Genomic DNA, 26,390 nt, shown 5'->3' with positions numbered 1-26,390 from the left:
TGGGAACGATCCATCGAAAGCTCGACCGCATGGGCAACCATCGCCAGCATCCGCATGATCACCCGCAGAATCGCAAGAGTCTCAATCAGTTGAGAAACTTTTGAATCAGGCTCTAACGCACGATGTGCGTTTGCCGGCGGAATCCTGCCCGCGATCCACAAGCCCGCAGCCTAATGAAAATCGTGGCTCTTGATAGGGATGTCGTCTTCCCGATCGCCCTTGTCGCGATAATGATAGTCCGAGCGCAATTTCGGCTGCCAGCCCGGGTCGCCGCGATCGGGTGAGCCGCCATGCGTCGCGCCGTCGCCGCGCGACACCATGCGTGGCAGGTCGATCTCGCCGACCTGGCGCAGCAACGGGGTCAGGTCGGTGACGCGCTCGGTCACGACATGGATCACCAGCCCCTCGCGTTGCACCCGCCCGGTCAGGCTGACCATCGCCGCCGACATCACGGTGCGGCGCTGCGCCTCGAAGCGGTCGGGCCACAAGATGCCGTTGGCGATGCCGGTTTCGTCCTCCAGCGTCATGAACAGCACGCCCTTGGCGCTGCCCGGTCGTTGCCGCACGAGGATGATCCCCGCCACCTCGACGCGCGCGCCGTCCTTCATCGTCTTGAGGTCGCCGCATGGTCGCATGCCGCGGCGCTGCAATTCGCCGCGCAGAAAGGCGAGCGGATGCCGGCGCAGCGACAATTGCGTCGCGCGGTAATCCTCGACCACCTCGCGCCCGGCGGTGAGCGGGACCAGCGCGACCGGCGCCTCGCGCGCTTCGGGGACGATCGCCCCGAAGCGCTGGTCGGACGCCGCGAACAGCGACAGCGGCGCCTGGCCGAGCCCCTTGATCGCCCATAGCGCCTGGCGCCGGTCGAGCCCGAGGCAGCGAAAGGCGTCGGCGCGGGCGAGCCGTTCGAGCGTCGCCGGCCTGACCCCCGAGCGTCGCCACGCATCCTCGATCGACGTGAAGGCACCGCCGCGCCGCGCGTCGAGCAGCGCCTGCGCTTCCTTCTCGCCCAGTCCCTGGACGATCCGCATGCCCAGCCTGAGCGGCAGCATCGCCGCCCAGTCGGCGTCGTCGCCGCGAAACGACGCCGGGCGCGGGCGCGCCGAGGGCGAGGCCTCGGGCAGCACGGCGGTGTCCCAGTCGCTGCGGTTGATGCACACCGCGTGGATCTCGACGCCATGCTCGCGCGCGTCGCGGACGATCTGCGCCGGCGCGTAGAAGCCCATCGGCTGCGCGTTGAGCAGTGCCGCGCAATAGAGGTCGGGATGGTGGCACTTCATCCAGCACGAGGCATAGGCGATCTTGGCGAAGCTGGCGGCATGGCTCTCGGGAAAGCCGTAGCTGCCGAACCCCTCGATCTGCTTGACCATGCGCTCGGCGAAATCCTGCGTGATGCCGTTGCCGAGCATCCCGCCGATCAGCCGGTCGCGAAATTCGCCGACGCCGCCGGTCATCTTGAAGGTCGCCATGGCGCGGCGCAGCCGGTCGGCCTCGTTGGCGCTGAACCCCGCGCCGACCATCGCGACCTGCATCGCCTGTTCCTGGAACAGTGGCACGCCGAGCGTCTTGCGCAGCACCGCCTCCAGTGCGGCATTGGGATAGCTGACCGGCTCCTTGCCCTCGCGACGCTTGAGATAGGGGTGGACCATGTCGCCCTGGATCGGCCCCGGCCGGACGATCGCGACCTCGATCACCAGGTCGTAGAATTCGCGCGGCTTCATCCGCGGCAGCATCGACATCTGCGCGCGGCTCTCGATCTGGAAGACGCCGAGCGTGTCGGCCTGCTGGATCATGGCATAGGTAGCGGGGTCGTCATCCTGCATCTCGGGCGACGCCATGGTCAGCGCCACGCTTTTGCACACTTCGAGCAGCTGGAAGGCGCGGCGCATGCAACCGAGCATGCCGAGCCCGAGAATGTCGACCTTCATCAGGCCGAGTTCCTCGACATCGAGCTTCTCCCATTCGACCACGCGGCGATCGACCATCGCCGCCGGTTCGATCGGCACGAGCTCGTCGAGCCGGTCGTGCGACAGCACGAAGCCGCCGGGATGCTGCGACAGATGGCGCGGCGTATCGACCAGCTCGCGCACCAGTTCGAGCGTCAGCGCGAGGCGCGGGTCGTTGCGGTCGAGGTTGAGCTGGTCGACATGCGCGTCGCGCACGCCCTCGTTGGAGATGCCCCATACCTGGCCGGCGAGCGCGGCGGTCATGTCTTCCGACAGGCCCATCACCTTGCCGACCTCGCGCAGCGCACCGCGCGTGCGGAAGCGGCTGACCACCGCGGTCAGTGCGGCATGGCGCTGGCCATAGGTCTCGTAGATCCACTGGATCACTTCCTCGCGCCGCTCATGCTCGAAATCGACGTCGATATCGGGTGGCTCGTGGCGATCCTCGGAGATGAAGCGTTCGAACAGCAGGGTGTGCTTGACCGGATCGATCGAGGTCACGCCGAGCACGAAGCAGATGATCGAATTCGCCGCCGAGCCGCGCCCCTGGCACAGGATGCCCTGGCTGCGGGCAAAGCGCACGATCGAGTTCACCGTCAGGAAATAGGGCGCATAACCCATCTTGCGGACGAGGCGCAGCTCATGCTCGAGCAGGGCGGCATATGTGTCGGGCGGCCCGGTGGGAAACATCGCCGCCAGCGCCGCGCGGGTCATCTTTTCGAGCGCGTCCTGCGGCGAGCGGCCGCTGATCACCACCTCGTCGGGATAGCGATATTGCTCCTTCAGCGCGCGCAGGCTGAAGCTGCAGCGCTCCGCGATCGCGGCCGTGGCGTGCAGCGCGGCGGGGTGGCGCGCGAAACGTCGCGCCATCTCCGCCGGGCCCTTGAGATGGCGGTCGGCGCTGCGTTCGCGGCGAAAGCCGAGCGCGTCGATCGTGCAGCGATGGCGGATCGCGGTGACGACATCCTGCAGCATGCGCCGTTCGGGCACGTCATAGAGTACGTCGCCGGTGGCGAGCGGCGTCAGCCCGAAACGCTGGCCCATGGTTTCGAGATCGTGCAGCCGCAGCGCGTCGCCCGGGCGGCGATGCTGCGTCAGGCAGACATGACCGCGCTCCGCGAAGACATCCGCCATCCAGCGCATCGCCACCGCGTCGCCATGGTCTGCCAGCGCCGGGACCAGCGCGCTGACCAGCCCTTCGGCATGCTGCGCGACATCTTCCCAATGCAGGAAGCACTGGCCCTTCTCGCCCTTTTGCGCAGCGGCGCGCGATTTGCCCAGCGTCAGCAGCCGGGTGAGCCGGCTCCACGCCGCCCGGTCTTCGGGCCAGACGAGCAGGGAGGTGCCGTCGACCAGGTCGAGCCGGCACCCGGCGATCATGCGGATCGGGAAACCGAGCTGGGTGAACTTCTCCGCCGCGACCAGCGCGCGCACCACGCCGCCGACCGAGTTGCGATCGGTAATGCCCAGCGTCGGCAGGCGCAGCGCGGCGGCGGTCGCGAACAGCTGGTCGGCTGAAGAGGCGCCACGCAGGAAGCTGAAATGCGTCGTGACCTGGAGCTCGTGATAGGTCATTGGCGGCAACGCACGAAATGACTATATGAGATGTACATCTCAGGAGATCGTGTCGTGACCAAGACGGTCGGTGCCGCCGAATTCAAGGCAAAATGCCTCAAGCTGATCGACGAGATGCAGCGCGATGGTGAATCGGTGACGATCACCAAGCGCGGCAAGCCGGTGGCGACATTGTCGGTGGTCAAAGCCGAAAAGCCGAGCCTGAAATCGATCTTCGGCGCCATGGCCAACCCGGCATATCGTTTCGACGATCCGTTCAGTCCGGCATATGACGGACCATGGGATGCGGAGCGGGATGGGCCTTGGGAACCCACTCCTTGATTCTGCTGGATACCCATGTGCTGGTCTGGCTGGTCCAGGGGGATGCCAGGCTGGGACCAAAGGCTTTCGCTGCACTGGATGATGCCGTTGCCGACCAGCAACTGCTGGTTTGTGCCATTACGCCCTGGGAAGTCTCGATGTTGGCCGACAAGGGCCGTCTGGACTTGGGCATGCCGACAGCGAGATGGATTGCCGAGGCGTTGTCCATCCCGGGGATCACGCTCTTCCCGCTCGAGCCGTCGATAGCGGTGGCGGCAGGGGAATTGTCCGGCGGTATCCATGGCGATCCTGCCGATCGTCTCATCGTTGCGACGGCGCGACATCTTGCGTGTCCCGTCGCAACGGCTGATCGCGCGATTCTCGATTATGCCAAAAAGGGGCATGTCACGGTGATCAACGCGCGCAAATAATCTGGCGGCGAGCGATATCACCCGAACGCCCCGTGCATGAACCAGGCGAGGTCGCCGGTCTCGCCGCGCTCGCCGTCGCCGCGGCGGAACAGCCAGAAGCGCTGGCCGGCCTCGTCCTCGACCTGGAAATAATCGCGCACGCCGTGCCGCTCGGCGGCGCGGCGCCACCATTCGCCCTGCACGCGCTCGGGGCCGTCGGCGCGCACCACGCGGTGCATCTCGCCGCGCCAGCTGAAGCGGCGCGGCGGCTGGTCGGGCAGTTCGGCGATGACATGGTCGAGCTGTTCGGGGCGGCGCAGCAGCCGCACCGGGCGCGGCCAGCGATGATGCCAGGGATGCAATTCGGGCGAGCGATCGAGCTGGCGGACATCGTCGACCTTACGCTTGGTCATGTCCTGCACGGGCGGATCGAGCGGCGCTACGGCAGCAACAGCGCGTTCGGGCACGTCGCTCTCGACCGGCCGGCTGCGCCACAGACGATGGTCGCCGATGCGGTTGGCCAGCGCATCGACCAGCGGGGCGAGGTCGGTGGTGCGTTCCTCGAGCCGTTCGGCAAAGGGCTGCGCGCCGAGCGGATCGGCACGCCGGACATGCAGCGCCAGCGCGTCGATGCCGAAACCCGGCGCGATCTCCTCGATCCGCCGCACGATCAGCCGCAGCAGGTGCGCGCCGTCGCGGCTCGGCCGGGCGAGGCCGATGCGCACGCGCTGCGGCACGCCGTCGATGCGGTCCGCCACCAGTTCGACGACGCGCGCGCCGAGCCCTGCCTCGGCCAGCGCGGTGACGAGGCGCGGGATCAGCATGCCGAGCCAATGCTCGATCGCCTCGGCGGTCGCGATCGGCTCGGCGAAGCGTTGCACGACGGCGATCGCCTCGACCGGGATGACGGGGTCGAGCGGCTCGTCGCGCACGCCCAGCGCCTGGTCGAGCCGCGCCACCAGCGCCGCGCCGAAGCGGCGCGCGAGCGGCGCGCGCGGCATGGCGACGAGTTGTCCGATGCGCTCGATCCCCAGCCGCCGCAATAGTTCGATCGCGGCGGGTTCCGCGCGCAATGCGGCGATCGGCAATGCCGTCAGCGCTGCTTCCTGCGTGCCCGTCGGGCAGATCGCGATCCCGTCTTCGGCGCGGCCGAAACGCGCCAGCGCCCAGGCCGCGCCGGCGCTGTCGGCGATGGCGATGCGCGCGGTGAAGCCGATCCGCGCCAGCAGCCGCACGATCCGCCGTGCCATCCGTGCCTCGCCGCCGAACAGGTGCGCCGTGCCGGTGATGTCGAGGAACAGCCCGTCATCGCCCGACAAGGCGGTGAGCGGCGACCAGCGCCGCGCCGCAGTCAGCGCCAGCCGGGCGAGCTCGGCATGGTCGCCCGCCGCATCGGCCGGTTCGAGCACGATGTCGGGGACCTGCGCACGCGCCTGCGTCACCGCCATGCCGGGGGCCAGGCCGATCGCGCGCGCCGCTGGGGACACCGCGGCGATCACGACCTTGCTGCCCTCGCGGCACGTGGTGACGACCAGCTCCTCCCCGGAACGGGGAGGGGGACCACGAAGTGGTGGAGGGGCTTGGAGCGCGTTGCCCGTGCGCCGCGCTCCAAGCCCCTCCACCACCGGCTTCGCCGGCGGTCCCCCTCCCCGTACCGGGGAGGAATGGGAGGATTTCGCCCAGCGCGCACCCGGCCGCCAGCCGTCGCCGCCTGGCGTCAGTGCTGCGACCGCTGCCGTGCCGAGATCAGGCCGCGCGACGATGCGCCCCGCCCGCCGCAACCGGTCGATCGACCAGTCGGGCAGGTAGAGCGAGGCGACCCGTTTCATCGCATGCCTCCAATGTCCATTGATGGGATTCGCCGCCGCGCTGCCGGGCGAGTTCGACGCGCCAGCGCGGGCGGCCGATGCCGGCGACCGGCAGCGGCGTCGAGGGCGCGGCCGAGATGCGCCAGCGCGTCACCGCCGCCGAGGGCACGGCGAGCGGGTTGCCGCCCTCGCGAGCATGGCGTTTCATCAGCAGGCCGATCGTGCGCCCGCCCTCGGCTGCCAGTTGCAGCCGACGCGTATTGGCCATCGAGGCGCGCCTGACCTCGCCGATCACCGCGCCGAGCCCGCGATGCCGCAATCCCTCCTCCATCAGCGCGAGCAATTCGGCATCGTCGCTCGCCTCGGCATAGAGCAGCCGCTCGGGCGACAGGCCGACCTGGTAGAGGCCGGGCGCGAACAGGTCGCGGCGCCTGACTACCCACAGCACCGGCCCCCAGGCGCGCGCCGCGAGGCCGGCGGTGAACAAAGTCGCGGCGGCATCGTCGCCAAGGCCGGGGCTGCCCGGCGCGATCTCGTGCAATGCGTCGAGCCGCAGCCCGCTCGTCGCCAGGCGCTCGTCGACCGCGGCGATGCCGAACGGCAGCACGGGGCGACGCTTGAGGCCATCGCCCTCGATGGCGCGCAGGGTTTCGCGCAAGGCGTCTAGCTGGCAGGACGGCACGGGCACGACTCGGATAAAGGACTATGTTCCTATTTTGTTCCTTTTACGGGTGCAGAGTCAACAGGCGATGGCAGCACGCCGATGCAAGATCGTCAGCGTGAAAACACCCACCAGCGATTGAGCGCGAAGCTCGCCAGCGGCGTGACGAACAGCATCGCCGGCACCGGCGCCCAGTCCGGCAGCGCGAGCAGGCCGGTGCCGACCCACACCCACAAGGAGTTGAGCGCAAAGGCCAGGATCGAGGCGGCGGCGAAGCGCCACAGGCTGGTCGCGTCCTGCGTCGCGGATTCGCGAAAGCTCCAGCGGCTGTGCAGCGAATAACCCGCTGCCACGCCGGCAACATGGCCGACGGTGTTGGCAAGCAGCGGGTCGACATGCAGGATCGAGGCGTAGAACAGATAGACCGCGACCGAGAAGGCGGTGACGCCCAGCCCGGCCAGCGCGAAGCGTAGCAGCTGCACGACTGCCTCATTCTGGAACAGGGAACGCATCGTCAGTTCAGTCGCCGAGGACGGCGGTACCGGCATAATCGATCATCTGAAGCAGCGCGCGCGGCGCTCTCGACACGCCGCGTATCGCCATCACCGTGCCGGCATAAAGCGCATACAAGGCCAGCCATGGCAGCATGAACAACACCGCCAGCGGCATGACAACCCCGCCGGACAGGCGCCGCCGCATGATCGAGACGGGTGCCTTGCTGCGGACGATCGGGGCCATGTACATGGAGCGGTTCCTTCTCTGCCGCCCCACCATGCCGCCCAATGGTTAACGGTTCGTCACGACCGGCACATTCCGGCCCTCGCCAAAGCTTTTGAAATTTTATAACAAGGACACGAACGGCGAATCCGGGCGTTCTGTTACGGAATGCCTTCGCCGATGAAGTGGAGAGACCATGGCAGGCGATCCGGTGCGCCCCAACCTGCAACCCTTGTCGCTGCATGTGCCGGAGCCCAAATTCCGTCCCGGCGACACGGCCGACTTCACGCAAGTGACGATCCCGCCCGCCGGCGACGTGCGCCGCCCTGACACCGCCGATCGTGCCGAAGGTTTCATCGACCTCGCCTATGAACTGATCCGCGTGCTCGACGATGAAGGCCAGGCGGTCGGCCCGTGGAATCCGCGGCTCTCGCCCGAGACGCTGCGCGCGATGTTGCGCTCTATGGCGCTGACCCGCGCATTCGACGAACGCATGTTCCGCGCCCAGCGTCAGGGCAAGACCAGCTTCTACATGAAGTGCACCGGCGAAGAAGCGGTCGCGATCGCCGCCGCCTTCGCGCTCGATTACGAGGACATGTGCTTCCCCTCCTACCGTCAGCAGGGTCTGCTCGTCGCGCGCGGCTGGAGCCTCGTCGACATGATGAACCAGATCTATTCGAACAAGGGTGACCGGCTGCAGGGCAAGCAGCTGCCGATCATGTATTCGGTGCGCGAGGCCGGCTTCTTCTCGATCTCGGGCAACCTCACCACGCAATATCCCCAGGCCGTCGGCTGGGCGATGGCCTCGGCCGCCAAGGGCGACACGCGCATCGCGGCGACCTGGTGCGGCGAGGGTTCGACCGCCGAGGGCGATTTCCACTCCGCCTGCACCTTTGCCAGCGTTTACCGCGCGCCGGTGATCTTCAACATCGTCAACAACCAGTGGGCGATTTCGAGCTTCTCGGGCTTTGCCGGCGCCGAATCGACCACCTTTGCGGCGCGCGCGATCGGCTATGGCATCGCCGGCCTGCGCGTCGACGGCAACGATGCGCTGGCGGTCTATGCCGCCACCGCCTGGGCGGCCGAGCGTGCGCGGACCAACCAGGGTCCAACGCTGATCGAGCATTTCACCTATCGCGTCGAAGGCCATTCGACCTCGGACGATCCGTTGCAATATCGCTTCGCCGGCGAGGCTACTGCCTGGCCGCTCGGCGACCCGATCAAGCGGCTGAAGGACCATCTCATCGCGATCGGCGAATGGGACGAGGAACGCCACGCCGCGCAGGATCGCGCCGTTGCCGAGGAAGTGAAGGCAGCGCAGAAGGAGGCCGAGAAGAACGGCATTCTCGGCCATGGCCTGCACCAGCCGCTCGACACGCTGTTCGACGGCGTCTTCGAGGAGATGCCGTGGCATTTGCGCGAACAACAGGCACAGATGCTCGCCGAGGAAACCGCCTCGGGCCGCCCCTGGGCACGGAAGTGAGCGACATGACCGATTCCACCGCGCTTGAAGAATCCGCCGATATCGCTGCCCCGGAGACGGGCGACGGTACCACGCGCATGAACATGATCCAGGCGATCAACTCGGCGCTCGACGTGATGATGGAGCGCGACCCCAACGTCATCGTGATGGGCGAGGATGTCGGCTTTTTCGGCGGCGTGTTCCGCGCCACCGCCGGGCTCCAGGCCAAGTTCGGCAAGACCCGCGTGTTCGACACGCCGATCACCGAATGCGGCATCATCGGCGTTGCGGTCGGGATGGGCGCCTATGGCCTCCGGCCGGTCCCCGAGATCCAGTTCGCCGACTATATCTATCCCGCGCTCGACCAGCTCGTCTCCGAGGCGGCACGGCTGCGCTACCGCTCGGCCGGCGAATTCATCGCGCCGATGACGGTGCGCTCGCCGTTCGGCGGCGGCATTTTCGGTGGCCAGACGCACAGCCAGTCGCCCGAAGGCATCTTCACCCATGTCTCGGGCATCAAGACCGTCATCCCTTCGACGCCGTACGACGCCAAGGGCCTGTTGATCGCGGCGATCGAGGACAATGATCCGGTGCTCTTCTTCGAGCCCAAACGCATCTATAACGGCCCGTTCGACGGCCATTGGGATCGCCCGGCGAAGAACTGGTCGGCGCACCCAGCCGGCGCGGTACCCGAGGGCTATTACCGCATCGATCTCGGCACCGCGAAGATCGTCCGTCCCGGGGAAGCGCTCACCATTCTCGCCTATGGCACGATGGTCCATGTCTGCCAGGCAGTGATTGCCGAGGCAGGCGTCGATGCCGAAATCATCGACCTGCGCACGCTCATTCCGCTGGATATCGAAACGATCGAGGCTTCGGTCAAAAAGACCGGCCGCTGCATGATCGTCCACGAGGCGACGCGCACCTCGGGCTTCGGCGCCGAGCTTTCCGCGCTGGTGCAGGAACGCTGCTTCTATCATCTCGAAGCCCCGATCGAGCGCGTCACCGGCTTCGACACGCCCTATCCCCACAGCCTCGAATGGGCCTATTTCCCCGGCCCGGTGCGCATCGGCGAGGCACTCAAGAAGATCATGAAGGACGCATAGGATGGCCCGCTTCACCTTCAAACTGCCGGATATCGGTGAGGGCATCGCCGAGGCCGAGATCGTCGCCTGGCACGTCGCGGTCGGCGACCGCGTCGAGGAAGACCAGGGCCTTGCCGACATGATGACCGACAAGGCCACCGTCGAGATGGAATCGCCGGTGTCCGGCACCGTGGTCGAGCTGGCCGGCGAGGTCGGCGACCAGGTGTCGATCGGGGCGGCGCTGGTGGTGATCGAGACCGACGCGGTCGAGGGTGAAGCGGAAGCCGCGGAGCAGATTGCGGCCGAGACACCGGGTGCAGTGGAAGCCGGCGTTGCCGATACACCCGCACCGGTCGAAATGGCCACTTCTCCCTCTCCCCAGGGGGGAGAGGGTCGGGGAGAGGGGCGGCCACAAGTGGAAGCGGCCGTGGTTCCTGCTCCCGTTGACTCCAAGCCTGTTATCGAGAGCGCGTCCCCCGTTGCGACCCCTCTCCCCGACCCTCTCCCCGCAGGGGAGAGGGAGCAGAAGATCCACGTCCTCGCCTCCCCCGCCGTCCGCGCCCGCGCGGCCGACCTAGGCATTGACCTCGCCCAGGTGAAACCGGCCGAAGGCGACCGCATCCGCCACGCCGATCTCGACGCGTTCCTGCGCTACGGTGCTGGCCAGGGTTATCAGGCGCCGCATGCCAGTCACGCCCGCCCCGACGAGGCGATCAAGGTCATCGGCATGCGCCGTCGCATCGCCGAGAACATGGCGGCGTCGAAGCGCGCCATCCCGCACTTCACCTATGTCGACGAGATCGACGTCACCGCGCTCGAGGCGATGCGCGCCGATCTCAATGCCCATCGCGGTTCGCGCCCCAAGCTGACCATGCTGCCGCTGCTGATCGTCGCGATCTGCAAGTCGATCCCTGCGTTCCCGATGATCAACGCGCGTTATGACGACGAAGCAGGCGTCGTCACGCGGCACGGTGCGGTGCATCTCGGCATGGCGACGCAGACCGATGCCGGGCTGATGGTGCCGGTGATCCGCGACGCGCAGGACCGCAACGTCTGGCAACTCGCCACCGAGATCGCCCGCCTCGCCGAGGCCGCGCGCACCGGCAAGGCGAAGGTCGAGGAACAGTCGGGCTCGACGCTGACGATCACCTCGCTCGGGCCGCTCGGTGGCATCGCCACCACGCCCGTCATCAACCGCCCCGAGGTCGCGATCATCGGCCCCAACAAGATCGTCGAGCGACCGGTGTTCCACGGCGACGACATCGTTCGCGCCAAGCTGATGAACCTGTCGATCAGCTGCGATCACCGTGTCGTCGATGGCTGGGACGCGGCGAACTATGTCCAGGCGCTCAAGAAATATCTCGAAACGCCGGTCCTGCTGTTCGCGGAATAAGCGCGCGGACCCATCATGCCCGCGCGTGCGCGAGGATGATGGGTTTGCGTTCTGCTAGAGCGAGCTGCATTTCGATGGAAACGCAGTTCGCTCTAGATTCTTTGTGGCCGCGTGCTTGATAGCGAATAGCCGGATTCCACCTATTCGCAGCACGCTCTAGAAAATGCTGCGGCGGATCATGGCGCGACCATTTTCCATGACCGCCATGCTTTCGCGCATCAGGCCGGTTGCCTCGTCGCTCAGGTCCTGCTCGCGCCTGGCGTGGGTCTGGAAGTCACGCAGATCGGCCGGGCTCGAAAAGGCGATGCGACCATATTGCGCGACCCAATGGTGACGGGCGAGAACCTGGCACATCGCGACCAATTCGCCGACCTGGCCATGCTCGTTAGCGGCATTGCGCTCCAGCAGCTTGTCGAACCGTTGCCCCGCTTCCTTGTTCCCGGCGATCATGCCCTTGCGAAAGGTCTCGTCGAGGTCGATCGCGGCGATGTCGGCGCGAAATTTTTCGAACGCCGCGCGGCGCCCGGCATAATAGGCCTCGATCATCGGCGTCACCGTCGCGCGCTGGTCGCAATGCGCCAGCAGCGCGGGATTTTGTCGCAACGCATCGGGCGACGCCATAGCGTCGTAACCGAGCGCCCGGATCGCTGCGCGATGCTTCATCGACGCATCGGCCACGCCCTTCAGATAGGCGAACGTCGCCTTGGAGATGGGCCCGCGCGCGCCGCCCTCCGGCTCCTCGACGCCAAAGGTCGGGTTGACCTTGACCTCCGCCACCGCGCGCAGATCGTCCTGGATCGCACTGAACCTGGCGCCGATCACGATCAGGCCGGCACTCAGGCCGACCACAAGCATTACCACGAACGACCCGATCTTCCAGCCAAGTGCTGCATGGCGCAGGGTGATCAGAAAGGCGATCACCCACACCGCCAGCGCCACGATCGTCCCGATGCCGAGTGGTGTGGCGAACATGTCATGCTGGCGCACCTGGCTGCTGGTCAGGATCGCCGCGATCAGAATGACGACGCTGCCGGCAATCGTCGCGGCGAGCGGGAAGCTGTCCTTGCGGGTCAGCTCATAGGCCCATTCGTCGACTTCCTCGTCGTCGTCGTGACGCCGTCCGAACAATCCCATGATCTGCGCTCCCCCCGGAATGGCGCGAGCCTGGCATCGCAACACGCTGCGTCGCAAGCGAAATCGACGCCGGCAACGCGACGACAGGCGCGATATTAAACTAATCGGTTGACCAATGGTGAGCGCTGACCATATTAAACCATATGGTCGAAAAACTCGATATGACCTTCGCTGCCCTGGCCGATCCGACCCGTCGCGCCATGCTCGTCCACCTTCGCCTCGGCGAGCGCTCGGTCGGCGAACTCGCCGCGCCCTTCGCGATGAGTTTTGCTGGCGCTGCCAAGCATCTCGGCGTGCTCGAGCGCGCCGGGCTGGTCGGGCGCCGCAAGGCCGGACGCCAGCAACTGTGCCGCCTGCGCGCCGCGCCGATGGCCGAGGCCGATGCGTGGCTCAGGCAATGGGAAGGCGTATGGAGCGCCAGCCTCGACCGGCTCGAGGCGCTTCTCGTCGCAGAGGTGAAACCGTGACGGCGCCGATCGTCCTCACCGTCACGCGCGACATCGCCGCCTCGCCCGCGGCGGTATTCGATGCCTGGCTCGATCCCGCAACCGCGCGCCGTTTTCTCTTTGCCACGCCGGACGGCGAAATGCTGACCTGCGAGATCGACGCCCGCGTCGGCGGCCGCGCGCTGATCGTCGAGCGCCGGGCAAGCGGCGACGCGCATCATCACCTGCTGTTCGACGTGATCGACCGGCCCCACCGCCTCGTTTTCCGCTTCCGCGCCGACCCGGCGAAGGAGGGCGAATGGAGCCGCGTTGCGATCGACTTCGCGGCGCATGGCGACCAGACGCATCTTACCCTTACGCATGAAATGAATGCGGCCTGGGCCGCCTATGAAGAACAGACCCGCAAGGGCTGGACGATGATCCTGGCGAGCCTCGCGACCGCGTTGGAGATAGACCATGGCTGACAGCGACAGCATTAGCCCAAGCCAATTGCGTTTCGAACGGTTGCTCGACGCGCCCGTCGAGACCGTCTGGCAATATCTCGTCGAGCCCGACCTGCGCGCACGCTGGTTCATGGGCGGGCCGACCGACCCGCGCGTCGGCGGCGCGCTCGGCATGACGTTCGACCATGCCAGCCTGTCGGACGGCGATGTCCCGACACCGGAAAAAATACGCCGCCAATGTCGGCAAGAGCTGGCACGAGACCATCACGCGGATCGAACCGCCGCATCTGCTCGCCTTCACCTGGGACGGTGGCGAGGCCGGCGAGGTGACGATCGAACTCGCCGCCGAGAGAGACCGCACCCGGCTGGTGTTGACCCATGCCGGCCTGCGCGGCCCCGCCGATGCGCGCAATTTCGGCGGCGGCTGGCATGCCCATCTGTCGGTGCTGCAGACGCGGCTGGCGGGCGGGGCGGTGCCCGATTTCTGGGCGCTGCATCGTGAATCCGAGGCGAGGGCGGCGGCGGCGCTGAGGGAGTAAGGCGTGGACGCGCCTGATTCACTCGTCTGATTAGCAAGACATTTCGCGCGTCGGATCTGGACCAGGCCTGGCTACTGCCGCCGTCGGTTCACGAGTTCGTTCCGGCGGGTCATTTGTCGCATTTCGTGCGCGACACGGTTCGCGAGGCGCTGGATTATTCGGCGATCCTGGAGAGCTATTCGGAGGAGCGCGGCTAGAGCGAGCTGCATTTCGGTGGAAACGCAGCTCGCTCTAGATTCTTTGTGGTCGCGTGCTCGGTAGCGAATAGCCGGATTCCACCTGTTCGCAGCACGCTCTAGTCATGGCAACGATGAGACGATGTCCGCGCCGCAGGCCAATTTGACGTTACGCATGGTAAGGTTCGCCGCGTCTCGCCGGGCTTTTCTCCCGCTGCTCCGACCCGGCCAATCGCTCCTGGCGGTAAGCACGGAATGCCGCCAACAAATTCTGCAACACAGAATACTCTGCTTGACAGAGTCAATTTGCGAGCTACTCTGTGCGGCAGAGAGGTGAGCATGTCGATATCGAAATCAGACGCGACCATTTCATTGCAAGAAGTCGAGGATGTCGGACGGCAGACCCGTCGCGCCGGCGGCTATGCCGCGGCCAGCCCACATCTGATCCTGTGGGGCGCGATTTGGCTGGTCGGCTACACCGTGTCGGGCCTGACGAACCCATCGTTATGGGGCCTGGTCTGGATGCCGCTCGTCCTTGTCGGCGCTCTCGGTGGGACATTGTTGGCGCGACGCTCGCATGTCCGGGGTGTGGCAAGCGGCGCCGTGGGGGGCAGGTCGCTCGGTCTGGCGATCGCGACGGGTATCTTCTTCCTTTCGATCTATACGGTTTTCCGGCCGGTCTCCATCGCGCCGTACCTGATGTTGCCGGTGCTGTTCACCGCGCTGATGTACGTCGCGATCGGCCTCTATGGATGGCCGCGTTTCGGATGGATCGGGTTAGCGATCTTCCTGGTCAGCATGGGCGGCTATCTTTTTGCGCAACAATGGCTGCCCTTCTTCCTCGGGCTGGCCGGCGGCGGCGGGCTGATGCTTGGCGGGTTCTGGCTCAGGAAGGTATGACGTGGCAGCGCCGGACGAGATCATCCACCAGTCGCTGCGCCTGCGCATCATGGCCGCGCTCTATGCCGCCCGTGATATCGAGCCGCTGGAATTCTCCCGGCTCAAGGCCTTGCTGAACGCGACCGATGGCAATCTGGGAAGCCATCTCGCGACGCTCGAAACCGCCGGCTACATCACCATCGAAAAGGGGTTCGCCGGGAAAAAACCGCGCACCCGCCTGCTGTTGACGGCGCGCGGCGCGAGCGCCTTTCGCGACCACACCAATTATTTGCGCGCGATCATCGAGGCCGCGGAACCGGACGGCGCCGCGCCCTGACGGGGAGGATCTTCATGAACAGCCTACGACGTCTGTTGGTGTCGGTGATCGCGCTCGCCCTGGCGTTGCCGATGCCTGCCGCGGGTCAATCCGCATGGTCCTTGGCCGACCGCCAGTCGCTCGAACAGCGTGAGGCCGCGATCTGGCCGACCGAAACCCGTACCGCGCGCAGCGCCACCGGGCTGGTTTCCGCTACCGCCTCGCCGGTCGCGGTCCGCGCCGGCACCGATGTGCTACGGTCCGGCGGTACGGCCGCCGACGCCGCGGTCGCCACGGCCTTTGCCCAGATCACGATGATGCAGGGGGCAAATGTGTCGTTCGCCGGCGTCGCCCAATTACTCTATTATGACGCCAGGACCGGCCGGGTCCATGCGATGGATGCCGGCTGGAACGGCTGGCGTAACGAGCGGTCGCCCAACACCATTCCGGCCACCGATCTCAGCCTGTTGACCGGCACAAGGGGCGATACGTCCGGCGCGGCCGGGCGCAAGACGCTGGTGCCTGGTTTCGTGGCCGGCATGGCCGCGATGCATCGCCGGTTCGGGCGGCTTTCGTTACGCCAGCTATTGGCACCGTCGATCTGGTATGCGCGACATGGTGTGCCCGTGACGCCGCTGACCGGCGCCTATTTTCCGATCGCGGCACCCCAACTGTCGCAGACGCCGGCAGGCCGCCACTTTCTCATGCCCGATGGTGTCCATGTCGCGACGCTGGGTGATCGCCACGCCTCGCCGGAACTTGCTCGCTTGCTCGATCAGATCGCGGCGCACGGCGCAGCGGCCATGTATCGCGGACGCTGGGCGCGGGCATTCGTCGCGGCGGTGAACGCGGCCGGCGGGGCCGCGACGATGGCGGACATGGCGGCATATCGGGTGCGCTGGGCGGCACCCTTGCGCATCGCGATCGGTGATGTCGAGGTGATGGCGCCCCCGCCGCCCGATGCAACGGGTTGCGCCATGCTGACGGCGCTGAATGTCCTCCACCACGCAGCAGCCGAACAGCCCTATTGGCAGGACCCGCAGGCATTCCGGACCACCGCGCTCACGCTTCGCCTGGCAACGATCCTCGGTTGGTCGCCAGCCATGGGGGAGGTGCTGCAACGGCATCTCGGCTCGGGCGGTGATTGCGCCGCACGATTGCAGCCCGGCTTTGGCGCCGCTGCGGCAACCCGGCTCGACGAACTGCTCGCCGCTGCCGCCCCGCCCGTTGCCGGGCATCACAGCGCCGCGGTGGTGGTCATCGACCGCTGGGGCAACATCGCCGCGCTCGTGCATTCCAGCAACACGCCCTTATGGGGCGATACGGGTCTGGTGGTGCAGGGCGTGCCGATCCCGGCTCCCGCCGGCCTGTACCGCGATGCGCTCACCCGGATATCGCCGGGCGGCCGCGTCCCGAGCGACATGGCGCCGCTGATCGCGCTGCGCTCGGGCAAGCCGCTGTTCGGGGTTGCGGCGGTCGGCAGTTCGTTGCTTCAGGAAACGGTTCGCGTCACCGCCGGACTGATCCAGCGGACGGGGCGGCTCGACGATCTCGTCGCGGCGCCGCCGCTGCTGCTCAATTATCAGCAGATCTTCGGCGAGGAGCTCGTTCCGGCGGGGCGCTATCCGCCAGCCTTTCTCGACCAGGTCCGCGCGGCGGGCATGGCCGTTCGTGAGGTCGATATGCTGCAAACCCAGACCCTCAAGGGCACCGTTGCGGTGGCGATGCTTCAACCGGACGGTTCGCGCGAAGGCGTCGAGGTCCCGCAGATACTCGCTTTTGCCCAGGGCGAGTGACATGAGACGGTTGGCAATTCGACCGGCCCCGGCCTCGCCGTCGCTTGCGAACATGCTAATATCCGCGGCTGAGACGGGGAGGGGATAGAGCGATGCGCCGCACCATGACGTTCCACAATGCCGACGGCATCAAGCTGTACGGCGCGCTCGAACTGCCGCCGGGGCGCATCCGCGCCGTCGCGCTGTTCGCGCATTGCTTCACCGGCAGCTCGGCGCATGTCGGCGCGCGGCGCATCACCACCGCGCTCGCCGCCAACGGCATCGCCACGCTGGCGTTCGATTTCACCGGTCTGGGCAAGAGCGAGGGCAGCTTTGCCGACAGCGATTTCGACGCCAATGTCGCCGATCTGATCGCCGCTGCCGGGCATCTGCGCAGCGAGATGCTCGCCCCCGCCATCCTCGTCGGCCATTCGCTTGGCGGCGCTGCGGTGATCGCTGCGGCGGAGCATATCCCCGAGGCCAAGGCAGTGGTGACGATCGGTGCGCCGTTCGACCCGGCGCACGTGCTCCACCAACTCGGCGATGCGGTCGAACGCGTGCGCGAGCAGGGCGTCGGCGAGGTCGCGATCGGCGGGCGCCCGTTCACCGTCACGCGTGACTTCATCGCGGCCGCCGAACATCAGGACCAGGCTGCGCGCCTCGCCCGCCTTAAGCGCGCGCTGCTGGTGATGCACGCCCCGACCGACACCGTCGTCGGCATCGAGAATGCCGGCAAGATCTTCGTCGCCGCCAAACATCCCAAGAGCTTCATCGCGCTGGAGGGAGCGGATCATCTGCTCACCGTTCCCGGTGCCGCCAGCTACGCCGCGTCGATCATCGCCGCCTGGTCGGAAGCCTATCTGCCCGCCGCGACCAGCCCGGCGGCGATGCCCGAGGGCCATGTCACCGTCACCGGCGCGGAAGGCAAATTCCTCCAGATCGTCGATGCCGGCGGCCACAGCTTCCTCGCCGACGAGCCGCTGTCGAGCGGCGGCACCGCGCTCGGCCCGACGCCCTATGACCTGCTGCTGTCGGCGCTCGGCACCTGTACCTCGATGACGATCGAGCTGGTCGCCGCGCGCGAGAACATTCCGCTCGAAGGGCAGACGGTCACGCTCGAGCATCGCCGCTGCCACGGCGACGATTGCGCTGCGGATGGCGGAGAACACCCCAAGCTCGAACTGATCGAGCGTGTCATTACGCTGTCCGGACCCCTGACAGAACAGCAGCGCAACCGACTCCTCGTCGTCGCCGACAAATGCCCGGTTCACCGCACGCTGGAGGGCGGCGTCACGATCAGGACAAATCTCGCAACCTGATCCGGACGCTGCATCGTTTCTCCATATCGGCCGGATCATGCGCCAATATTGCGCAATCATAGCGTGTGACGACATTGACCCGCGCCGGAGCCGCCCGCAGTGATGCACGCCATGACCCACCATATCCTCGTCGTCGACGATGATCCGCATATCCGCGAACTGCTCGCCTTCGCGCTCGGCAAGGCGGGGATGACCGTGGCCGAGGCCGGCGACGGCGAGGAAGCCGCGTCGACCATCGCTGCGCGCATGCCCGACCTGATGGTGCTCGACATCAACATGCCGCGCCTCAACGGCCTCGATTTGTGTCGGCGGTTGCGCGGCGCCGGCGGGGCAGGGGCGGCGTTGCCGATCCTGTTCCTGTCGTCGCGCGAGGACGAGATCGACCGCATCGTCGGGATCGAGGTCGGCGGCGACGATTATGTCGTCAAGCCTTTCTCGCCGCGCGAGGTCGTCGCGCGCGTCGGCGCGATCCTCAAGCGCAGCGCCGCGCCGGTGCTCCAGCCGCAGACGATCGTCCATCACCGGCTGACGCTCGACACCGACGCGTGGGAGGCGCGCTGGGACGATGCGCCGGTGCCGCTCACCGCGACCGAATTCCAGCTGCTCCAATTGCTCGCCGGGGTTCCCGGCAAGGTCTTTACGCGCGACGCGATCATCGACCGGCTCCACGGCCCCGGCTTCGCGATCACCGACCGAACGATCGACAGCCATGTCCGCAACCTGCGCGCCAAGTTCGCCGGGCGTGGTGCGGGCGACGTGATCGAGACGCGTGCCGGCATCGGTTATCGCATCGGCGCGTGCGATTGATCACCGCGCTCAAGACCTTTGCCAAGGCGCACTGGCCGGCGCTGTCGCTGCGCACCATCCTGTTCGGCACCTTGCTGTTCGTCGCCGCCTTGCCCGGCGTCGCGGCGCTGTTCCTGCGCGTCTATGAAAACACCATCGTCCAGCAAACCGAGGCCGAGCTGGTCGCGCAGGGCGCCGTGCTCGCCTCGGCCTACAAGGCGGCGTGGCGCGACGGCGTGCCCGATCCGAGCCCGCGCTACCTCGCGCCCGAGCCGCCGACGATCGACCTGCGCGCGATGCCGATCCTGCCCGCGCGTGCGCTGGCCCGGCGCCACGCCGCGGCCGATCCCCATGCCAGTCGCGTCGCGCACCTGCTCGCGCCGATGGCCAGCGACGCCGCCGCGATCACGCTCACCGCGACGCGCCTGCTCGACCCGCACGGCACCATCGTGCTCGGACGCGGCGATGTCGGGCTCAACGTCGCCGCGCTGCCCGAGGTGCGCGCCGCGCTCGCCGGTACCCCGCGCACCGTGCTGCGCGAGCGCGGCCAGGGCGATGCCGATACCTGGTTGGCGATGATCAGCCGCGCCGCCGCGATCCGCGTCCACCATGCCCGGCCGGTGTTCGATCAGGGCAAGGTGATCGGCGTGGTCATGGTGTCGCGCACGCCGCGCGGCCTGTTCGTCGGCATCTATCAGGATCGCGGCGCCATCCTGCTCGGTATCGGCCTGATCCTGCTCACCCTGCTCGTGCTCGTCGGCCTGCTGTCGCGCGGCATCGCCCGCCCGATCGACGCGCTCGCCCGCGCCAGCGAGGATGTCGCGCGCGGTCATGTCGTCATCCCCGAAACGCCGGTGACGGCGGCAATCGAGATCCGCGCGCTCTACGCCAATTTTGCCGCGATGGCGGCGCGGATCGAGCGCCGCTCGCGTTATCTCAAGGATGTCGCTGCCGCCGTCAGCCATGAGTTCAAGACCCCGCTCGCCGGTATTCGCGGTGCGCTCGAATTGCTCGACGAACATGGCGACACGATGAGCGCGGCGGATCGCCACCGCTTCCTCGGCAATGCTGGCGCCGATGCCGAGCGGCTGTCGCGGCTCGTCCAGCGTCTGCTCGACCTCGCCCGCGCCGACATGGCGACGATCGACGCCGATGCCCGCGCCGACGTCACCGCCGCCGCCGCGCGCGTCGCCGACTCGTTCCGCTCGGAGCGATTCGCGGTGCGGGTGGAAGGGCAGGGGGTGATCGCCCGCATCACGCCCGAGGTGATCGAGACCGTTCTTGAGACCTTGGTTGAGAACAGCCGCCAGGCCGGCGCGAACAACGCGACGATCACGGCCGATGGGCGCGACGGCGTGCGCATCACCGTCACCGATGACGGCCCGGGCATCGCCGGGGCCGATCACGAGCGCATCTTCGAACCCTTCTTCACCGGCCGGCGCGAGAGCGGCGGTACCGGCCTCGGCCTCGCCATCGCCCGCTCGCTGCTCGCCGCCAGCGGCGCCACCATCGCGGCGGAGCCGGTCATCGTCGGCGCCCGCTTCGTCATCACGCTGGTGAAGGCATGATGTGCCGCCGGCACCTTCCAAAACCTCCCCCGGCCTTCGCCGGCGAAGGTGAAGTGTTGGTTCACGCGGAGGCGCGGAGGCGCGGAGACTGCTTTCGCGGCTGCGGATTGAATCCCTCGCAAATGGTCGAGAAACGACCAGCGCCGTCATCTCTTTGCGCCTTCGCGCTTTCGCGTGAACATTTTAGCAAGCGCAATCGGAGCGGCAGACGTGACATCTCCGCGCCTCCGCGCCTCCGCGCGAACCATTCATCTTCTTCTTCCACCCAGGCCGCCCACACCGCGCCCAACCGGGCGACCCACCCATGACCACCCCCACCCCCTACGACGTGATCATCCTCGGTGCCGGCGCCGCCGGATTGATGTGCGCCGCCACTGCCGGCCAGCGCGGGCGGCGCGTTTTGCTGCTCGATCATGCCGATGAGCCCGGCAAGAAGATCCTCATCTCGGGCGGCGGGCGCTGCAACTTCACCAATATCGACACCGCGCCCGATCGTTACCTCTCGGCCAATCCGCATTTCGCCAAGTCGGCGCTCGGCCGCTACACCGCCGCCGATTTCATCGCGCTGGTCGACGCGCACGGCATCGCCTGGCATGAAAAGACCCTCGGGCAATTGTTCTGCGACGGCTCCGCGCGCCAGATCGTCAGCCTGCTGCTCGACGAGTGCGACAAGGGCGAGGTGACGATCGGCCTCGGGCAGGAGATCCGCGACGTCGGTTATGCCGACAGCCAGTTCCGCCTGACTGTCGGCAATCGCGAGGAACGCAGCGCGGCGCTCGTCATCGCCACCGGCGGCCCGTCGATCCCCAAGATGGGCGCAACCAGTTTCGCCTACGACCTCGGCCGCCGCTTCGGCCTTAAGATCGTCGAGCCGCGCCCTGCGCTCGTGCCGCTGACGCTCGGCGGCGACGAGACGCTGTTCCGCTCGCTGTCGGGCGTCGCCGCCAACGTCGTCGCGCGCGCCGGCAAGGCTAGCTTTCGCGAAGCCGCACTGTTCACCCATCGCGGGCTCAGCGGCCCGGCGATCCTCCAGGTGTCGAGCTACTGGCGCCACGGCGAGCCCGTCGCGATCGACTTCGTCCCCGACCGCGCGCCCGGCTGGCTGATCGAGGCCAAGGGCGCCCGCCCACGAGCGACCCTCACCGCCGCGCTCGCGACCGCTCTTCCCGCGCGGCTCGCCGAAACTCTCGCCGATCGCCTCGCGCTCCGCGGCGAACTCGGCGCCGCCACCGACAAGCGTCTCGACGAGGCCGCGCACAAGCTGGCGGACTGGCACTTCCACCCCAATGGCACCGAAGGCTTCGCCAAGGCCGAGGTCACCGCTGGCGGCATCTCCACCGAAAGCCTGTCCTCACGCACGCTCGAGGCGCGTCAGGTCCCCGGCCTTTATGCGATCGGCGAGGCGGTCGACGTCACCGGCTGGCTCGGCGGCTATAATTTCCAATGGGCCTGGGCGAGCGGCTGGGCGGCGGGGCAGGTGGTATAGGCGACTCCGAATTCCTCCCCCATCAGGGGAGGGGGACCGCGCTTGCGCGGTGGAGGGGCTTGGAGCGAGTGGAACGGGCCTCGTGCTCGAAGCCCCTCCACCACCGACCTGCGGTCGGCGGTCCCGCTCCCCGTGCCGGGGAGGAACTGAACGAGGCGCGTCAGGGAAGCCTCACCCCAACCCCGCCAGCGGCATCCGCAGCACGACCGTAAACCCGACAGGCCCGGCCGACGCCGTGCAGGTACCGCCAATCTCGCCGAGCCGCTGCGCGATGTTGCCAAGGCCGTTGCCGCTGACCGGGTGGCGCGTCTTCGGCCCGACACCGTCGTCGGCAAGCGTCAGCGTCAACAACGGCTCGCCCGTCACCACCGTCACCGTCAGCGTCGTGGCGCCCGCATGCTTGATCACGTTGCTCACTGCTTCGCGCACCGACGAGGCGAGCGCCTTGTGATGCGTATAGTCGAGCACCACCGCAGGCATTGCCGCGTCGTCGTCGATCGGCCAGTCGAGGGTGACCCCCGCCGCCAGTAGCCGCTCCGCCGTCTCGAAGCGCAGGTCGGCGAGTGCCGTCTCCAGCGGCAGCGCCGGGCCGGCCATGCTCGACACGATCGTACGGATCTCGGTCAGTGCCTGGCGCACGTCGCCGCGCACCAGCGCCACGTCGCTGCGGTGCAGCCCGGTCAGCAAATGCGCCGAGACGTCGTCATGCAGGTCGCGCGCGATGCGCGATCGTTCCTCGGCGACACCGCGGCCATATTCCGCCCGTGTCCGCTCCGCCTCCTTCATCAGCGTGATCAGTTCGCGCGCGGTGCTCAACTCGGGCGGCCCGAATAGCCGCCGCCCGCGACGCGCAAAGTGCAGGCACAAGGGCGTATCGTCGGCGATTGCCGGCAGTTCGAGCATTTCGCCCTTTTCGCGGATCGCCGGCGCGTCGATACCATCGTCGCCGGGCGCGATCTCGAGCGGCTCGAACAGCCGGTCGAGCAGTGCGCGCCACCCCGCGCGCCGCGCCTGTGCGCTGCCCGAAAAGGCCACTACTGCCGCCTCGCGGAACAACGCGTCGCTCGACAGTTCATGCGCCCCGCTGATCCAGCGCCACAACAAGGCGCGCAGCGGGAAATAGAGATAGCCGATCGCCAACACCGACAGCGCCAGCGCGATCGGCTGTTCGAGCCGGACGACCGACACCAGCGCGGCGTCGCCCAGCACCAGCAGCAGGATCGCCAGCGCGCCCAGCACAAGTCGGTAGGCCCAGCGGTCGAGCTCGAACACCCGGAACCCCGCCACCCCGAAAGCGATGCCGCCATAGATCAGCAGCAGCGGCACGATGATCATGCCGTCCGACGCGATCGGCGCGATCCCGAACAGGATCGGCGCCGCCATCGCCAGACCCATCTGGACCGAGCCGAAAAAGGTCCAGGCGCCATTCCAGCGTAGCACCGCACGGCCCGCGGGGTCGTTGCGCGTGCCGCGCCACTGCGCAACGAAGATCGCCGGAAAGGCGAGCGTCGGCAGCAGCAGCCCGAGATAGAAGCCCGTGCGCGGAATGACGGCGAATCCCTCCAGCACCCCCAGCACCACCGCCGCGACCAGCAGCGCCAGCGTCGCGCGGCGCGGCGCGATCGCGTGCGGCACGTGCAGGAACAGCGCGCACAGTCCCGCCGCGCACAGGTTGGAGCCGATGAAATTCACGCCCTGCATCGCCTGGAGCAGCGTGCCGTCCGCGACCAGTTCGCGCGCGTCGAAGATCGCCCCCGAAATGCCCGCCAGGAAAACGCCGTCGCTGCTCGCCCCGAACAGCCAGGCGCGCAGGTCGCGCGGCCGCGCCAGCCTTACGCCGATGCCGAGCAGCCCGATCACGATCGCCTGGGTCAGCAACAGCCAGAAATCGACCGGCAGGTCGCCGACGGCGCGGGGGCGCGGCGCGAGCGGTGCGCGCACGACATGGCCAGCCTCCGCCACGCTGATCGTCGCGCCTGGGGTAGCGGCGAGCCGCGCCACATCGTCGCGCCAGCGGTAAAAGGCGCGCACCGCCTGTGGCCCGCCATCGGGCATATAGTCGGGCACCATCTCCCCGGCCCTGGCATGGCGGGTGCCCGCGCTGCTCGCTATCGTCACCGCCGCGTCGGGCGGTACGATCGCGACCCGCCCGTCGGCGAGGTACAGGCCGATATCGTCGCCGGCCTGGTCGAAGCGCGCGCCGAACGCCGGCATGTGCAGCGCGATCATTAGTGCCGCCACGCACAGCCCGGCAAAGACATAGGCCGACAGTCCGATCGTCACCGCCGGTCGCCGCCACAACCGCGCCGCCACCGCCATCGCGCGCGGTGCGGCGAGCTCGGGCGGCGTTGTCACGCGGCCCCTGTCATGTCAGCCGCCGCCGCGTCGCCTCGAGCGCGGCTTCGGCGCGCGATGTGACGCCGAGCTTGCGGTAGACCGTCTTGACATGGCTTGCCACGGTCGAGCGTGAAATCCCCAGCGCCTTGCCTGCCTCGACCAGCGTCAGCCCGCGTGCGATCATCCCCAGCACATCGTTTTCGCGCGCCGTGAGTTCGGGCTCGTCATGCTCCGCCGCGCCCGCCGTCATGAAGGTTGCGTGGCGCCGGAAATGGTCGAGCAGCCGCCGCGCCACGGGCGGCGACAGTGCCGCCTCACCATCGCCGATCCGCCGCAGCAGTGCGACGATCTCCTCCGCCGGCCGGTCCTTGAGCAGATAGCTGTCGGCACCCGCCGCCATCGCGTGCAGCAAATTGGCATCGTCGTCATAGATCGTCGTGACGACGAGCTGGACTTGCGGGTGCGCGGCGCTCACCTCGCGGATCAGGTCGATCCCCGATCCGTCGGGCAGGCCGATATCGATCAGCGCGATCGTCGTGCGCCCTGCCGCGCCGCCGTCGGCAAACCATGCCCGCGCGCTGCGCAGGTCGCTCGCGAAATACACGCCCGCGCGTTCGAACGCGGCATGCACCAGTCCGGTCAGCCATTCGCGCGTCGCCAATATGTCCTCGACGATCAGCGCCTGTTCGAACGTGCCGCTTGAAAGATCCATCGGCCCCCATCCTAATTGCGGTGCGCGCGGATTGATATGGCGCGCGCCGCTGTGAAGCATGGACGATCGCCGCGCGCGCAGCTTGGAGATTCGCGACGGATTGGTGGGGAGCTATGCGGTCGAAATGCGTGGCTTGCGGCTCCTGTGTTCGCGCGGCGGCAGCCTTCGATGCAATGCACCGCTGCGAGAGGCCCCCGGTAAATTACTGATTCCCCGCCATGACGCATTCTTCCAATCACTGGATAACGCGGCACGCTAATAGCCCGCATCGAATTGAGAATTGAGTTCCTGGGGAGTTCATTTTACGTGAGCCGACTCCGCAAAGAGGGGTGAATCGATGACCTGTGCTTTAAGTTCTTCGGATCAACGCGCCGATGACTCTGCGGCGCCTTCCTCGATCGCGGCGCTGCGCCGGGATTTGCGTTCGCAGGCGAGCCGGTTGACGATGCGCTCGATGGTCGCCGCCATGACCGTTGCGGGCGCCAGTTTGCTCGCCCCGGGCCAGGCCTGGGCACAATGTCTGGTGGGCGGGACGACCGTTACCTGCGGCACGACCACCACCACCGACACGACCTTCCCCGCCAACGCGCCGAACGACCGCAATTATCAGGGTAACCTTCCCGTCCCGGTCGTGGTCACCGTCAACCCGATCACCACGGTGAGTGGCAACGGAATTGCGGTCTCCAACGCCGGTAATGGCGGCGTCACCGTCACCAATAACGGCGCGATCAGCGTCGATGCCGGCAATACGCCGACGGCGGGCGGCACGGCCGCATTGTCCGTTCGCGCAACGGGCGGCCCGATCGTCTACACCGGTGGCAACATCACCAACAACGGTAACGGCAACGCCTTCGACGCGACGCAAACCGGCGGCGTCGGTTCGGTCAATATCAATATCTCCGGCGGCGTCGTCGCGGCGACGGGCAGCGGCGTCGTCGTTCGCGACGTGGCAACCAGCACGGGGATCAGCGTCACCACCGGTACGGTAACCGCGCTGACCGCGGGCAAGAACGCGATCGACGTGCAGAGCCAGTCGCTGACCGGCAACCTGACCGAGGTCGCCAACGGCAACATCCAGGCGGGTAACGCCGGCATGGTGGGCGCGATCCTCAATGCT

The 26,390-nt window shown here is 67.6% G+C and carries 24 protein-coding genes and 2 pseudogenes; 18 read left to right on the top strand and 8 right to left on the bottom strand.

What is annotated here, in order from left to right; genetic code table 11:
• A pseudogene (locus U1839_RS23405) lies at nt 1–93 on the top strand (IS5/IS1182 family transposase); the annotation flags it as partial.
• Nucleotides 94–170: 77 nt separating this feature from the next.
• Here the strand turns inward: U1839_RS23405 and U1839_RS23400 are convergent.
• The gene (locus tag U1839_RS23400; protein ID WP_332805984.1) at nt 171–3,521 is read right to left on the bottom strand and encodes an error-prone DNA polymerase; all 3,351 of its coding nucleotides are present in this window, start codon (nt 3,519–3,521) and stop codon (nt 171–173) included.
• 54 nt (nt 3,522–3,575) lie between these two features.
• On the opposite strand from U1839_RS23400, the gene U1839_RS23395 reads away from it, so the two are divergent.
• Both U1839_RS23395 and U1839_RS23390 read left to right on the top strand, forming a co-directional pair.
• Nucleotides 3,576–3,842: a type II toxin-antitoxin system Phd/YefM family antitoxin gene (locus U1839_RS23395; protein WP_332805983.1), complete on the top strand. Its 267-nt coding sequence runs from the start codon at nt 3,576–3,578 to the stop codon at nt 3,840–3,842.
• A complete protein-coding gene (locus U1839_RS23390) occupies nt 3,839–4,252 on the top strand; it encodes a type II toxin-antitoxin system VapC family toxin (RefSeq protein WP_332805982.1) in 414 nt (137 codons plus the stop codon). The genes U1839_RS23395 and U1839_RS23390 overlap by 4 nt, the downstream gene beginning before the upstream one ends.
• A gap of 17 nt (nt 4,253–4,269) precedes the next feature.
• On the opposite strand, the gene U1839_RS23385 is transcribed toward U1839_RS23390, so the two are convergent.
• The 4 genes from U1839_RS23385 to U1839_RS23370 form a co-directional block, all read right to left on the bottom strand.
• The gene (locus U1839_RS23385; RefSeq protein WP_332805981.1) at nt 4,270–6,060 is read right to left on the bottom strand and encodes a DUF6504 family protein; all 1,791 of its coding nucleotides are present in this window, start codon (nt 6,058–6,060) and stop codon (nt 4,270–4,272) included.
• Nucleotides 5,978–6,697 carry an ImuA family protein gene (locus tag U1839_RS23380; protein ID WP_332805980.1) on the bottom strand — a complete coding sequence of 240 codons (720 nt, stop codon included), beginning with the start codon at nt 6,695–6,697 and terminating at the stop codon, nt 5,978–5,980. The genes U1839_RS23385 and U1839_RS23380 overlap by 83 nt, the downstream gene beginning before the upstream one ends.
• A 116-nt stretch (nt 6,698–6,813) precedes the next feature.
• On the bottom strand, nt 6,814–7,212 hold the full coding sequence (locus tag U1839_RS23375; RefSeq protein ID WP_332805979.1) for a GtrA family protein: 399 nt from the start codon (nt 7,210–7,212) through the stop codon (nt 6,814–6,816).
• Nucleotides 7,213–7,219: 7 nt separating this feature from the next.
• Nucleotides 7,220–7,444: a hypothetical protein gene (locus U1839_RS23370; RefSeq protein WP_332805978.1), complete on the bottom strand. Its 225-nt coding sequence runs from the start codon at nt 7,442–7,444 to the stop codon at nt 7,220–7,222.
• 169 nt (nt 7,445–7,613) lie between these two features.
• Here U1839_RS23370 and U1839_RS23365 point away from each other — a divergent pair, with 169 nt between their 5' ends.
• The 3 genes from U1839_RS23365 (at nt 7,614) to U1839_RS23355 (ending at nt 11,357) form a co-directional block, all read left to right on the top strand.
• Complete coding sequence (locus U1839_RS23365) at nt 7,614–8,900, top strand: 3-methyl-2-oxobutanoate dehydrogenase (2-methylpropanoyl-transferring) subunit alpha (protein WP_332805977.1); 1,287 nt, start codon at nt 7,614–7,616, stop codon at nt 8,898–8,900.
• Between the two features lie 77 nt (nt 8,901–8,977).
• On the top strand, nt 8,978–9,985 hold the full coding sequence (locus U1839_RS23360) for an alpha-ketoacid dehydrogenase subunit beta (RefSeq protein ID WP_332805985.1): 1,008 nt from the start codon (nt 8,978–8,980) through the stop codon (nt 9,983–9,985).
• A 1-nt stretch (nt 9,986) separates the two neighbouring features.
• Nucleotides 9,987–11,357, top strand: coding sequence for a dihydrolipoamide acetyltransferase family protein (locus U1839_RS23355; RefSeq protein ID WP_332805976.1), 1,371 nt, complete (start codon nt 9,987–9,989; stop codon nt 11,355–11,357).
• Between the two features lie 156 nt (nt 11,358–11,513).
• On the opposite strand, the gene U1839_RS23350 is transcribed toward U1839_RS23355, so the two are convergent.
• A complete protein-coding gene (locus tag U1839_RS23350; RefSeq protein ID WP_332805975.1) occupies nt 11,514–12,491 on the bottom strand; it encodes a hypothetical protein in 978 nt (325 codons plus the stop codon).
• 143 nt (nt 12,492–12,634) lie between these two features.
• Between U1839_RS23350 and U1839_RS23345 the strand changes: the two genes are divergently transcribed.
• From U1839_RS23345 to U1839_RS23295, 11 genes and pseudogenes are all read left to right on the top strand, one after another.
• A complete protein-coding gene (locus tag U1839_RS23345; RefSeq protein ID WP_332805974.1) occupies nt 12,635–12,958 on the top strand; it encodes an ArsR/SmtB family transcription factor in 324 nt (107 codons plus the stop codon).
• Nucleotides 12,955–13,401 carry an SRPBCC family protein gene (locus U1839_RS23340; protein ID WP_332805973.1) on the top strand — a complete coding sequence of 149 codons (447 nt, stop codon included), beginning with the start codon at nt 12,955–12,957 and terminating at the stop codon, nt 13,399–13,401. Before U1839_RS23345 ends, U1839_RS23340 begins: the two co-directional genes overlap by 4 nt.
• A 185-nt stretch (nt 13,402–13,586) precedes the next feature.
• The gene (locus U1839_RS23335) at nt 13,587–13,919 is read left to right on the top strand and encodes an SRPBCC domain-containing protein (RefSeq protein ID WP_332805972.1); all 333 of its coding nucleotides are present in this window, start codon (nt 13,587–13,589) and stop codon (nt 13,917–13,919) included.
• 29 nt (nt 13,920–13,948) lie between these two features.
• Nucleotides 13,949–14,113: pseudogene (locus tag U1839_RS23330) on the top strand (IS5/IS1182 family transposase); the annotation flags it as partial.
• Between the two features lie 237 nt (nt 14,114–14,350).
• Nucleotides 14,351–14,995 carry a hypothetical protein gene (locus U1839_RS23325; protein WP_332805971.1) on the top strand — a complete coding sequence of 215 codons (645 nt, stop codon included), beginning with the start codon at nt 14,351–14,353 and terminating at the stop codon, nt 14,993–14,995.
• A 1-nt stretch (nt 14,996) separates the two neighbouring features.
• Nucleotides 14,997–15,311, top strand: a complete 315-nt coding sequence (locus U1839_RS23320) for a winged helix-turn-helix domain-containing protein (RefSeq protein WP_281129345.1) — start codon at nt 14,997–14,999, stop codon at nt 15,309–15,311.
• 14 nt (nt 15,312–15,325) lie between these two features.
• Nucleotides 15,326–17,086: a gamma-glutamyltransferase gene (locus tag U1839_RS23315; protein WP_332805970.1), complete on the top strand. Its 1,761-nt coding sequence runs from the start codon at nt 15,326–15,328 to the stop codon at nt 17,084–17,086.
• Nucleotides 17,087–17,178: 92 nt separating this feature from the next.
• Nucleotides 17,179–18,384 carry a bifunctional alpha/beta hydrolase/OsmC family protein gene (locus U1839_RS23310; protein ID WP_332805969.1) on the top strand — a complete coding sequence of 402 codons (1,206 nt, stop codon included), beginning with the start codon at nt 17,179–17,181 and terminating at the stop codon, nt 18,382–18,384.
• A 111-nt stretch (nt 18,385–18,495) separates the two neighbouring features.
• Nucleotides 18,496–19,191 (top strand): response regulator transcription factor, encoded by a 696-nt coding sequence (locus U1839_RS23305; protein WP_332805968.1) that lies wholly within the window; start codon nt 18,496–18,498, stop codon nt 19,189–19,191.
• Complete coding sequence (locus U1839_RS23300; RefSeq protein ID WP_332805967.1) at nt 19,182–20,738, top strand: sensor histidine kinase; 1,557 nt, start codon at nt 19,182–19,184, stop codon at nt 20,736–20,738. Before U1839_RS23305 ends, U1839_RS23300 begins: the two co-directional genes overlap by 10 nt.
• 304 nt (nt 20,739–21,042) lie before the next feature.
• Nucleotides 21,043–22,224: a BaiN/RdsA family NAD(P)/FAD-dependent oxidoreductase gene (locus U1839_RS23295; protein ID WP_332805966.1), complete on the top strand. Its 1,182-nt coding sequence runs from the start codon at nt 21,043–21,045 to the stop codon at nt 22,222–22,224.
• A 171-nt stretch (nt 22,225–22,395) separates the two neighbouring features.
• Here the strand turns inward: U1839_RS23295 and U1839_RS23290 are convergent, their stop codons facing one another.
• Entirely contained in the window at nt 22,396–24,579 is a 2,184-nt protein-coding gene (locus tag U1839_RS23290; protein ID WP_332805965.1) for a sensor histidine kinase, read from the bottom strand.
• Nucleotides 24,580–24,589: 10 nt separating this feature from the next.
• Nucleotides 24,590–25,273, bottom strand: coding sequence for a LuxR C-terminal-related transcriptional regulator (locus U1839_RS23285; protein ID WP_332805964.1), 684 nt, complete (start codon nt 25,271–25,273; stop codon nt 24,590–24,592).
• A gap of 466 nt (nt 25,274–25,739) precedes the next feature.
• Here U1839_RS23285 and U1839_RS23280 point away from each other — a divergent pair.
• Nucleotides 25,740–26,390 (top strand): hypothetical protein (locus U1839_RS23280; RefSeq protein ID WP_332805963.1); only part of this gene is annotated, 651 nt, incomplete at its 3' end.

The organism is Parasphingomonas halimpatiens, from assembly GCF_036663795.1.
Lineage (GTDB): Bacteria > Pseudomonadota > Alphaproteobacteria > Sphingomonadales > Sphingomonadaceae > Sphingomonas.
The sequence above is the reverse complement of the archived record's forward strand: the minus strand, read 5'-3'. Positions and strand labels throughout refer to the sequence as shown.

Coding starts and splice junctions, on each gene's coding strand:
- U1839_RS23325 (WP_332805971.1), top strand. CDS start 14,351: ATGCCGCCAACAAATTCTGCAACACAGAATACTCTGCTTGACAGAGTC.
- U1839_RS23350 (WP_332805975.1), bottom strand. CDS start 12,491: ATGGGATTGTTCGGACGGCGTCACGACGACGACGAGGAAGTCGACGAA.
- U1839_RS23375 (WP_332805979.1), bottom strand. CDS start 7,212: ATGCGTTCCCTGTTCCAGAATGAGGCAGTCGTGCAGCTGCTACGCTTC.
- U1839_RS23355 (WP_332805976.1), top strand. CDS start 9,987: ATGGCCCGCTTCACCTTCAAACTGCCGGATATCGGTGAGGGCATCGCC.
- U1839_RS23360 (WP_332805985.1), top strand. CDS start 8,978: ATGAACATGATCCAGGCGATCAACTCGGCGCTCGACGTGATGATGGAG.
- U1839_RS23345 (WP_332805974.1), top strand. CDS start 12,635: ATGGTCGAAAAACTCGATATGACCTTCGCTGCCCTGGCCGATCCGACC.
- U1839_RS23310 (WP_332805969.1), top strand. CDS start 17,179: ATGCGCCGCACCATGACGTTCCACAATGCCGACGGCATCAAGCTGTAC.
- U1839_RS23315 (WP_332805970.1), top strand. CDS start 15,326: ATGAACAGCCTACGACGTCTGTTGGTGTCGGTGATCGCGCTCGCCCTG.
- U1839_RS23365 (WP_332805977.1), top strand. CDS start 7,614: ATGGCAGGCGATCCGGTGCGCCCCAACCTGCAACCCTTGTCGCTGCAT.
- U1839_RS23370 (WP_332805978.1), bottom strand. CDS start 7,444: ATGTACATGGCCCCGATCGTCCGCAGCAAGGCACCCGTCTCGATCATG.
- U1839_RS23335 (WP_332805972.1), top strand. CDS start 13,587: ATGTCCCGACACCGGAAAAAATACGCCGCCAATGTCGGCAAGAGCTGG.
- U1839_RS23385 (WP_332805981.1), bottom strand. CDS start 6,060: ATGAAACGGGTCGCCTCGCTCTACCTGCCCGACTGGTCGATCGACCGG.
- U1839_RS23285 (WP_332805964.1), bottom strand. CDS start 25,273: ATGGATCTTTCAAGCGGCACGTTCGAACAGGCGCTGATCGTCGAGGAC.
- U1839_RS23295 (WP_332805966.1), top strand. CDS start 21,043: ATGACCACCCCCACCCCCTACGACGTGATCATCCTCGGTGCCGGCGCC.
- U1839_RS23305 (WP_332805968.1), top strand. CDS start 18,496: ATGACCCACCATATCCTCGTCGTCGACGATGATCCGCATATCCGCGAA.
- U1839_RS23400 (WP_332805984.1), bottom strand. CDS start 3,521: ATGACCTATCACGAGCTCCAGGTCACGACGCATTTCAGCTTCCTGCGT.